1 protein-coding gene is annotated in these 2,441 nt (G+C 70.8%); it reads left to right on the top strand.

Annotated elements, in window-relative coordinates; translation table 11 throughout:
- Positions 1-335: 335 nt before the first annotated feature.
- On the top strand, positions 336-2,441 hold a 2,106-nt coding region (locus tag VF468_00440; protein HEX5876795.1), incomplete at its 3' end, for a proton-conducting transporter membrane subunit.

The raw sequence follows: 2,441 nt of genomic DNA, 5'->3' as shown, positions 1-2,441 counted from the left end.
CGAGCTGTCCACAACCGCCGGGCTGGTCGGCATGGAAACCGACGCCTCGAGCCGGGCCGCCGAAGTCAACGACTCCCTGGACGCGATCCGCGGGGTCTTCGCCGAGTTGGAGACCGACGCGGCGCGCGCTCGCGCCCTTCTCTGATTCTCGACGCCCCTCTGGTGAGGCCGATCGAGGACCGGTCCGCCGGCCCCCGCACCGCACGATGGGGTCGGTGGGACTCGGTAGGGTGGTTACTCCAGCCCCCCAAGATTTTCGGGAGACCCGTGCGCCCGTCCGACCCGCCCTGCGGTGGCGGCGAACCGACGCCCTTCCGGGTGGCCCGGCGGGCATCATGACCGGGGCCGCGTTGTTTTCCCATGCGCCGCTGATGCTGGTCGCCTACCTGGCGGTCGCTCTGCTCGCGCCGACCCTGTGCACGCACCTTGGTCGCTCCGCCCTGGCCCTGCTCGCCGTGCTGCCGGCGATCACCACGGTCTGGGCGGCGGCGATGCTGCCGGCCGTGATGGACGGCGGTGCATTGACCTCGCACACCGAGTGGGTGCCGGCCATCGACCTGGCCATCGACCTCCGGATGGACGCGTTGGCGATGGCGTTGACACTGATCATCGCCTTCATCGGGGCGCTGGTGCTGGTCTACTCGGCGCGGTACTTCCCGCCCGACGACGACGGCCTGACCAAGTACAGCGGTTCGCTGGTCGCGTTCGCCGGCGCCATGCTCGGTCTGGTCTGGGCCGACAACCTGATCCTGCTGGTGATCTTCTGGGAGCTCACCGGCATCCTGTCCTACCTGCTCATCGCGCACCGGGCCGGCAAGAAGTCGTCCCGGACGGCCGCGTCGCAGGCGCTGCTGGTGACCACCGCAGGCGGCCTGGTGATGCTCGTCGGCGCCGTGATGCTCGGCGTCCTGGCCGGCACCTTCACCATCTCCGAGATCCTGGCCGAGCCGCCGTCCGGGCCACTGATCACCACCTCGGTCGTGCTGCTGATCATCGGTGGGATCAGCAAGTCGGCGATCGTCCCGTTCCAGTTCTGGCTGCCCGGCGCGATGGCCGCGCCCACCCCGGCCAGCGCCTACCTGCACGCCGCCACCATGGTCAAGGCCGGCATCTACCTGTTCCTGCGGCTCGCTCCCGCGTTCGCGACGCTGGGGATATGGCAGCCGCTGTTGATCACCCTGGGCGGCGCCACCATGCTCTTCGGCGCGGTCATCGCACTGCGCCAGCGGGACCTCAAGCTGCTGCTGGCCTACGGCACCGTTTCCCAGCTCGGGCTGATGACGCTGGTCGCCGGCGCCGGCAACCCGGACGCGCTGCTCGGCGCGCTGGCCATGTTGATCGCCCACGCCACATTCAAGGCGCCGCTGTTCTTCGCGGTCGGCATCATCGACACCTCCACCGGCACCCGTGACCTGACCAGGCTCTCCGGCCTCGGCAAGCGGATGCCCTTCATGGCCGTGCTCGCAGTGTTGTCAGCGATCAGCATGGCCGGAATCCCGCCGATGCTCGGCTTCGTGGCCAAGGAGGCGGACTACGCCGGCCTGCTGGAGGGCGGCACCGGCGGGCTGCTCGCGGTCACCGTGATGGCGTTGGGTTCGGCCGTCACCACCGCCTACAGCGCCCGGTTCATCTGGGGCGCGTTCGCCACCAAGAAGGACGTGCCGGCCACCGAACCCGGTCCGACCAGCGTGTTCATGGTCGGCCCCACCGTGGTGATGGTCGCCATCGGCCTGGTCCTCGGCGTCGCCCCCGGCCTGCTGGAGCCACTGCTGCAGTCGTACGCGCAGACCGCCGGCCCCACCCACCCGGGCGCGATGGCGCTGTGGCACGGCTGGTCGATCCCGCTGGCCCTGTCCGCGGCCGGCTGGCTGATCGGCGCGACCGTCTTCCTCGGCCAGCGGGCGGTCGAGCGGCGACGGGACGCGATCGCCCGGCCCGGCGCCGAGCCCGGCGTCGCCTACCGCGTCGGCATCAAGGGCGTCGACGTCGTCGCTGACGGTGTCACCAACGCCACCCAGCGCGGGTCCCTGCCGGTCTCGTTGGGCGCGATCCTGATGGTGCTGGTGCTGTTCCCGGGCACCATGCTGCTCACCTCCGGCGTCGGGCCCGAAACTGTCGAAGTGCTGGGCGAACCCGCCACCCTGGTGATCTGCGTGGTCATCCTGGCCGTGGCGGCGGCCACCCTGCGGGCCCGCAAGGCCCTGCCGGCGGTGCTGATGGTCGGCGGCGTCGGCTATTCGGTCGCGGTGCTGTTCATCCTGCGCGGCGCGCCGGACCTGGCCCTCACCCAAATCCTGGTGGAGACGATCACCCTCGTCGCCGCCCTGCTGGTGATCACCCGACTGCCCGACGACGTGTTGTTCGCCAAGCACCGGGGCAACGCCTTCCGGGCGGTGATCGCGGTGGCGGCCGGTGCGCTGATGACCGGGCTCGCCCTGGTC

The organism is Actinomycetota bacterium, from assembly GCA_036280995.1.
GTDB lineage: Bacteria > Actinomycetota > CALGFH01 > CALGFH01 > CALGFH01 > CALGFH01.
The sequence above is the reverse complement of the archived record's forward strand: the minus strand, read 5'-3'. Positions and strand labels throughout refer to the sequence as shown.